Here is a 6,917-nt window from a genome sequence, read left to right as displayed (position 1 = left end):
CGGATGAACAGCAGAAGTTTGAATCCTTTATTCGACTATTCTTTTATGAGTGGGGTTTTGCTGGGGATAAAGATGCGTATTTTTCTTCGGAAAACGCATTTATCGATAAAGTACTTGAGAGAAAAAAAGGCATTCCAGTGAGTCTTGGTGCGATCTTTCTTTATCTAGGTCGCAAGTTAGGCTTCCCTGTTGAAGGCGTGTCTTTCCCAACTCAATTCTTACTTAAAGTGAGTTGGTTCGGGCAAGCTGCTGTATACATTAACCCGTACAACGGCGAGTACGTTGGCGTGCAAACTTTACGAGCATGGCTTATTGGGCATGATGGCCCACTAGCTAAGGTAAAAGCTGAACACTTAGAAGTTGCTGACCACCCAACGATTATTGGTAAGTGGCTAGCGTTACTTAAGAGTGCATTGCTTCGAGAAGAGCGTTATACGCTTGCATTGAAGTGTACCGACCTTGCGTTAACGTTTGTGCCGGATGATCCGTATGAAATCCGCGACCGCGGCTTTATTTATCAGCAGCTAGACTGTCATCAGGTCGCTGCTACGGATTATCAATATTTTATCGACCAATGCCCAGATGACCCTGCATCTGAGCTACTAAAATCTCAAGTGAACGTCATGAACGAAAAGATAGTGGTTGTTCACTAATTAATAATTATTTAGAGAGAATATGATGGAACAGAAAACAGTTCACATTGGCAATATGCCAATTGCTAATGACAAGCCATTTACGCTATTTGCAGGTATGAACGTTCTTGAATCTCGCGATCTAGCTATGCAGATCTGTGAGCACTACGTGAAAGTAACAGAGAAGTTGGGTATCCCTTATGTATTTAAGGCGTCTTTCGACAAAGCAAACCGTAGCTCAGTTCACTCATACCGTGGTCCTGGCATGGAAGAAGGTCTTAAAATTTTCCAAGAGCTGAAAGATACCTTTGGCGTGAAGATCATCACTGATATTCACACTGAAGCGCAAGCTCAGCCTGTTGCTGATGTGGTTGATGTAATCCAGCTTCCAGCGTTCCTTGCTCGTCAAACTGATCTTGTTGAAGCAATGGCTAAGACTGGCGCGGTTATCAATGTGAAGAAGCCTCAGTTCATGAGCCCAGATCAAGTGGGTAATATCGTTGATAAGTTTGCTGAGTGTGGCAACGAGAACATCATTCTTTGTGAACGCGGTTCTTGCATGGGTTATGACAACTTAGTAGTTGATATGCTTGGTTTTGGTGTGATGAAGAAATCATCAAACGGTAGCCCAATCATCTTTGATGTGACTCACGCGCTTCAAATGCGTGATCCATCAGGTGCTGCATCTGGCGGTCGTCGTGAGCAAACGGTTGAACTAGCTAAAGCGGGCATTGCGACGGGTATTGCTGGTCTATTTCTTGAGGCTCACCCTAACCCGGATCAAGCTCGTTGTGATGGCCCATCAGCTCTACCGCTAGATAAGCTAGAACCGTTCTTGAAGCAGATGAAAGCACTTGATGACCTTATCAAAGGCTTCGAGCACATCGAAATCAAATAGTTTTATCTGATGTTAAGTCACTAGTATTAACTAGAGAGTGTTAACTCGTTATTTGATTGTAATAGACAAACGCCCAACTCTTAGAGTTGGGCGTTTTTTAATGGAACATCCGTTTAGTTCACCGAAGCCTCGGCCTATTTGGGCTATGACTAAGCTGTCTGTCTGGCTGTTCACGAACTTGTTTTGCAGTGCGTCAATCCACGATAGGCGATTAACCCCTTGTTAACAGAGCCTCTGATTCCCTAAGAAAGCGGTATAGGTGTGTGAGGTCTGTCCTGTTTGTAGTGAATTGCTGACATTCATCACACTTTATAAGTAAACGATTGCCTGTGATGCAGGGGAAGTTTGAGTGTAATCTCATAATTTTGTTACACTTAACTGTTGATTCATGCGTGACCAATTCGACATAAATATGAAATCATCGTGTTACATTTAGAATGTTAATTTAAGATTAGTCATGTTGAAGTCTTATTGTTCGAACTCCAGACAAGGAGTCGCAATGGATTATAGAAAGCAGTGGATTCCCCTAAAAAGTTCAAAGGTATGACAATGAAGCAACGCCTTATTCTAAAGACAGCACTAAGTGCTGCAATCCTAGCTACTTTGGCTGGATGTGCGTCTCAATCAGCTCATGATTGGAACCAAGACGAAACTTATAAGCTAACTATCCTGCATACGAACGACAACCATGGTCGTTTTTGGCAGAACAAATACGGCGAATACGGCATGTCTGCACGTAAAACGCTTGTTGACCAACTTCGTGCAGAAGTTGAAGCAGAAGGCGGTAGCGTGTTGCTTCTATCTGGCGGTGACATCAACACTGGTGTACCAGAGTCAGACCTTCAGGATGCAGAACCTGATTTTAAAGGTATGAATAAAATTGGTTACGATGCAATGGCATTAGGTAACCACGAGTTCGATAACTCACTAGACGTACTGCAAAAACAGATCGACTGGGCAAACTTCCCAATGCTATCTGCAAACATCTACGACAAAGCGACAGGCGAGCGTAAATTCCAAGCTTACGAGATGTTTGAAAAGCAAGGTATCAAAATTGCTGTTATCGGTCTAACGACTGAAGATACTGCGAAAATTGGTAACCCAGAATTTATTGCTGGTATCGATTTCCGTGACCCTAAAGAAGAAGCGAAGAAACTGATCGCTGAACTTAAAGAAACAGAAAAACCCGATCTTATCTTCGCTGTGACTCACATGGGTCACTACGAAAATGGTCAGCGTGGTGTTAATGCTCCGGGTGATGTAGCACTAGCTCGTTACCTAAATGAAGGCGATCTAGATATGATCGTTGGTGGTCACTCTCAAGAGCCTGTATGTATGGAAGGCCCTAACGTTGCGAAGCAAAACTTCAAGCCGGGTGATGAGTGTAAACCAGACGTTCAAAACGGTACTTACATCGTTCAAGCTCACGAGTGGGGCAAGTACGTAGGCCGTGCTGATTACGAATTCCGTAATGGCGAACTAGAGATGGTGAGCTACGACTTGGTTCCCGTTAACCTTAAGAAGAAAGTTAAGATTGACGGCAAGAAGCAACGCGTTCTTATTCAAGATGAAATCGCACAAGATCCAGAGCTGCTTGAATTCCTACGTCCTTTCCAAGAACAGGGCCAAGCTCAGTTAGAAGTTCAAATCGCTGAGACAAATGGCAAGCTTGAAGGTGACCGTAACGTAGTTCGCTTCCAACAAACTAACCTGGGTCGTTTGATTGCGACTTCTCACATGGAGCGTGCAAAAGCAGACTTCGCTGTGATGAACTCTGGTGGCGTTCGTGACTCAATTGAAGCCGGCGATGTGACGTACAAAGATGTACTAACAGTACAGCCTTTTGCAAACATCCTGACTTACACTGATATGACTGGTAAAGAAGTTCTAGATTACCTAAACGTAGTGGCGACTAAACCTGTTGATTCAGGTGCTTATGCACAGTTTGCAGGTATTTCTATGACTGTCGCTGACGGTGAAGTATCGAATGTCTTCATCGGTGGCAAGCAGCTTCGTTTAGATGAAACATACCGCTTTACGGTACCAAGCTTTAACGCTGCTGGCGGTGACGGTTACCCTAAACTGTCTGATCACCCTGGCTTTGTGAACACAGGTTTTGTTGACGCTGAAGTACTAAAAGAGTACCTAGAAGCAAACAGCCCTGTTGATGTGAACAAGTACGCGCCTTCAGGTCAAATGGTTTACAAGTAATTGAACCCAGTTAATTGAATCACTAGGTGCTAAATTAGATTGACTCTAGCACCATGATAAATTTAACTAAAGCGACGCCTCGGCGTCGCTTTTTGTTTATCTATCGTTTGGATTTGTTATGACCCCTGCAATCAATCTCGCCAAGAAAAAGAAAATCGCTCACAGTGTGCATCAGTATCATCATGATACAAATAACACGAATTATGGATTAGAGGCTGTCGAAGCGCTTGGTCAAGATCCCAAACGTGTATTCAAAACTCTGTTGTTCAGCTTGAATGGTGTGGCGAAAGATTTGGCGGTAGCTGTTATTCCTGTTGACCAGAAGTTAAACCTTAAGCTTGCAGCTAAAGCAGCGAAAGGTAAAAAAGCAGAGATGGCTGATCCAGATATTGCTCAGAAAACGACAGGTTATGTGGTGGGAGGAATCAGTCCTCTTGGTCAGAAAAAAGCATTACCTACCTTTGTTCATTCCAGCGCTACCGATTTTGAAACGATATGTGTGAGTGCAGGGAAGAGAGGGTTAGAGATCGAGCTAGATCCGAAAGACTTAGTACTACTTACGCGTGGTCAGTTTGCTGAACTATGCCTGTAGCTTGTGCTTTCCATAACGATAAACGTACATGATCACAAATAAAAACGCCCGCTAGACTAATCTAGCGGGCGTTTCTTTATCGACAGTCCCGTTTGAAAGGATTCTGACTATTTCTTCAAACCTAAAGTACCACCAACACGTTTCGGTGCAGGTTTGTTCGGCCTGTTTGAATCTTGACTACGGTCTGTCGGTTTACCGCTTCGACGTTCGTTATTGTCGCGATCTGTGCGATTGCGATCCGAACGGTTTTTATCTGAATTAGAACGCTCTGAACGAGAGTTTGATTTCCAGTTTTCGGTATTGCCACCGCCACCGCTTTCACCGTTCGATGAGTTACGGCCACGCTTTGAGTTAGGCGCATGACGGAATTCATCCGCATTGTTACCGCGGTAAGTGCGAGTACGGTTCTCGTTTTGATTACGGCGCGCTGTTGAAGTTTGGTTCTCTTCACGGCTATCAAAAAGTTTCGCGTCAGTTGCTTTACGAATTCGTTGACCTTTCGCGTTCATTTTTGACGCATCTTCAGTACTTACTGAGCCTTCACACATCGCCAAGATTTCATTAATCTCTTCGTCGCTCAGGTAGCGCCATTTTCCGTTAGGAATACCGTCTAATGAGATGTTCATAATACGAACACGGCGTAGCTTAAATACTTCGTAACCGAGCGCTTCACACATACGGCGAATCTGACGGTTAAGGCCTTGCGTTAATGTGATGCGAAACGAGAACTTGGTCTCTTTCTCTACCTTACATGGCAAGGTAACAGTATCGAGAATATGAACGCCAGCGCCCATTTGCTTTAAGAACTCAGTCGTAATAGGTTTATCTACACGAACCACGTATTCTTTTTCGTGGTTGTTACCTGCACGTAGGATTTTGTTTACGATATCGCCGTCGTTGGTCAAGAAGATAAGACCATCAGAAGGCTTATCTAGACGACCAATAGGGAATATACGTTTGTGGTGACCTATAAAGTCGACGATGTTGCCTGGAATATCACGCTCAGTAGTACAGGTGATACCTGTTGGTTTATTAAGAGCAATGTAGATCGGCTTTTCTCTTGAACGAACAGGTTTATTGTCGATCTCAACATCATCACCAGGCAAGACTTTAGTGCCCATTTCAGGGATCTTACCGTTAATAGTAACTCGGCCAGCATCAATGAGTTTGTCGGCTTCGCGGCGTGAGCAAAAACCAGTTTCACTGATGTATTTATTAAGGCGTTTAGCTTGGGATTCTTGTGACATGATATTCTCTTAGCGTTTCACAACGGAAATATAGATAAACAAAAAGCAACCTCTGAATAGTTGCTTTGAGTTGGGATTCGTTAACTGAGGACAATTTTAGCACTTGGTGTGAGTCTAGGCACGAAATATCGCTCTTGATGCAAGACCGCTATTAGCTTACTTATCTATCTCAACTTATCAACTGCTGCGCTTTTGATGGCGCTCTCTGTTCTCTAGCTTTTTGTCATTACTCTTTCTGAGCATGACATAGACCGCACCTGTACCACCGTGAAATTGCTGAGCTGAATGAACACATTGAACATCATTAATTTGTGTTAGCCAATTTGCCACGTAGCTTTTCATCATTGCTGGTGGATTCGAACGCTCACCTTTACCGTGGACAATGATAACGGTGCGAACATCCATTCTTAAACACTGGCGTAAAAATGAGAGTACTTCGTTACGAGCGTCTTTCAGTGTTTTCCTGTGAAGGTCGAGTTTGGCTTGAATTGGATACTTGCCCAAGCGCAGCTTTTTGTATACGCCTTCTTGTACGCCATCTTTTTTATAAGCAATGACATCGTCAGGTTTGATCATTGGAGAGTAGTCTAATGATAAGTAGTCTTTCTCGTCGTCAGACAGCCACATAGCGGCTTCACGCTTAGCAAGGTGAGATTCTGTGACTCGGTGTACTTTCTGGTGTTCGGCGGTGTCATGGTCGATACGTTTAACATCGCCCATCATTTCTTGGAATAGATCTAAGTCGTCATCATGAGACATAGTGTGTATCTCAAGTTGGATAAGGATAAGGTAAGTATACCTAAGTTGAGGCCGGGTTTAAAAATGAAAAAACCGGAGAAGACAATAAGTCGGCTCCGGTGCAAAGCGTTTTTACATCTACCTAAAGAAAATGATACTTAAAAGTAGATGATTTAGGCTGAGCGATTCTAGTGAGGAGATTTTTCAGTCATAACTTTGTAGATGAAGAAGCCTCCATAGAACATCATGAGACCCAGAGCCCCGAATATTACTATCATTGAAGATAGCCCCACCGCATTACCAAATAGGAGTTCTAGCCAAAAGTCCATGTGTATACCTCAAAGTTATATGACACGAGTTAGTGTATTAACTGGTGTTATCAATTCACTGATCTGGATCAATCCTGTTTCATAAGTTAAATACTTGTTGGTAACTGTGTGTTTTTCGTCACATTGGCATTTCACTTGTACGTCTTTTGTTCGAACGATTCGATATTGTAAAAAAGAGTGAAAAAAGCCCTTGCGGATAAACTCAGAATCCGTATTATACGCTTCATCGACAGGCAATCAGCCAGTTAGATATCTCGGTGAATAGCGCAG

7 protein-coding genes are annotated in these 6,917 nt (G+C 43.3%); 4 read left to right on the top strand and 3 right to left on the bottom strand.

Annotation, left to right across the window (positions count from 1 at the left end; translation table 11 throughout):
* From AB4653_RS13350 to ybaK, 4 genes are all read left to right on the top strand, one after another.
* Positions 1-653: SirB1 family protein (locus AB4653_RS13350; RefSeq protein WP_372104407.1), on the top strand; the 653-nt coding region annotated here is incomplete at its 5' end.
* 22 nt (positions 654-675) lie between these two features.
* Positions 676-1,530, top strand: coding sequence for a 3-deoxy-8-phosphooctulonate synthase (kdsA, locus tag AB4653_RS13345; protein WP_012603393.1), 855 nt, complete (start codon positions 676-678; stop codon positions 1,528-1,530).
* 549 nt (positions 1,531-2,079) lie between these two features.
* Positions 2,080-3,741, top strand: coding sequence for a bifunctional UDP-sugar hydrolase/5'-nucleotidase UshA (gene ushA / locus AB4653_RS13340; protein WP_029223112.1), 1,662 nt, complete (start codon positions 2,080-2,082; stop codon positions 3,739-3,741).
* A gap of 118 nt (positions 3,742-3,859) precedes the next feature.
* The gene (gene ybaK, locus AB4653_RS13335) at positions 3,860-4,333 is read left to right on the top strand and encodes a Cys-tRNA(Pro) deacylase (RefSeq protein WP_017099628.1); all 474 of its coding nucleotides are present in this window, start codon (positions 3,860-3,862) and stop codon (positions 4,331-4,333) included.
* A gap of 107 nt (positions 4,334-4,440) precedes the next feature.
* Here ybaK and rluF read toward each other — a convergent pair whose 3' ends face one another.
* The 3 genes from rluF to AB4653_RS13320 form a co-directional block, all read right to left on the bottom strand.
* Positions 4,441-5,580: a 23S rRNA pseudouridine(2604) synthase RluF gene (rluF, locus tag AB4653_RS13330; RefSeq protein ID WP_017097594.1), complete on the bottom strand. Its 1,140-nt coding sequence runs from the start codon at positions 5,578-5,580 to the stop codon at positions 4,441-4,443.
* 177 nt (positions 5,581-5,757) lie between these two features.
* Positions 5,758-6,339 (bottom strand): DNA endonuclease SmrA, encoded by a 582-nt coding sequence (gene smrA, locus AB4653_RS13325; protein WP_009848720.1) that lies wholly within the window; start codon positions 6,337-6,339, stop codon positions 5,758-5,760.
* Positions 6,340-6,506: 167 nt separating this feature from the next.
* Positions 6,507-6,647, bottom strand: a complete 141-nt coding sequence (locus tag AB4653_RS13320; protein WP_004736246.1) for a DUF3149 domain-containing protein — start codon at positions 6,645-6,647, stop codon at positions 6,507-6,509.
* Positions 6,648-6,917: the final 270 nt, after the last annotated feature.

The organism is Vibrio sp. 10N.222.48.A3, assembly GCF_041475345.1.
Lineage (GTDB): Bacteria > Pseudomonadota > Gammaproteobacteria > Enterobacterales > Vibrionaceae > Vibrio > Vibrio tasmaniensis_A.
The sequence above is the reverse complement of the archived record's forward strand: the minus strand, read 5'-3'. Positions and strand labels throughout refer to the sequence as shown.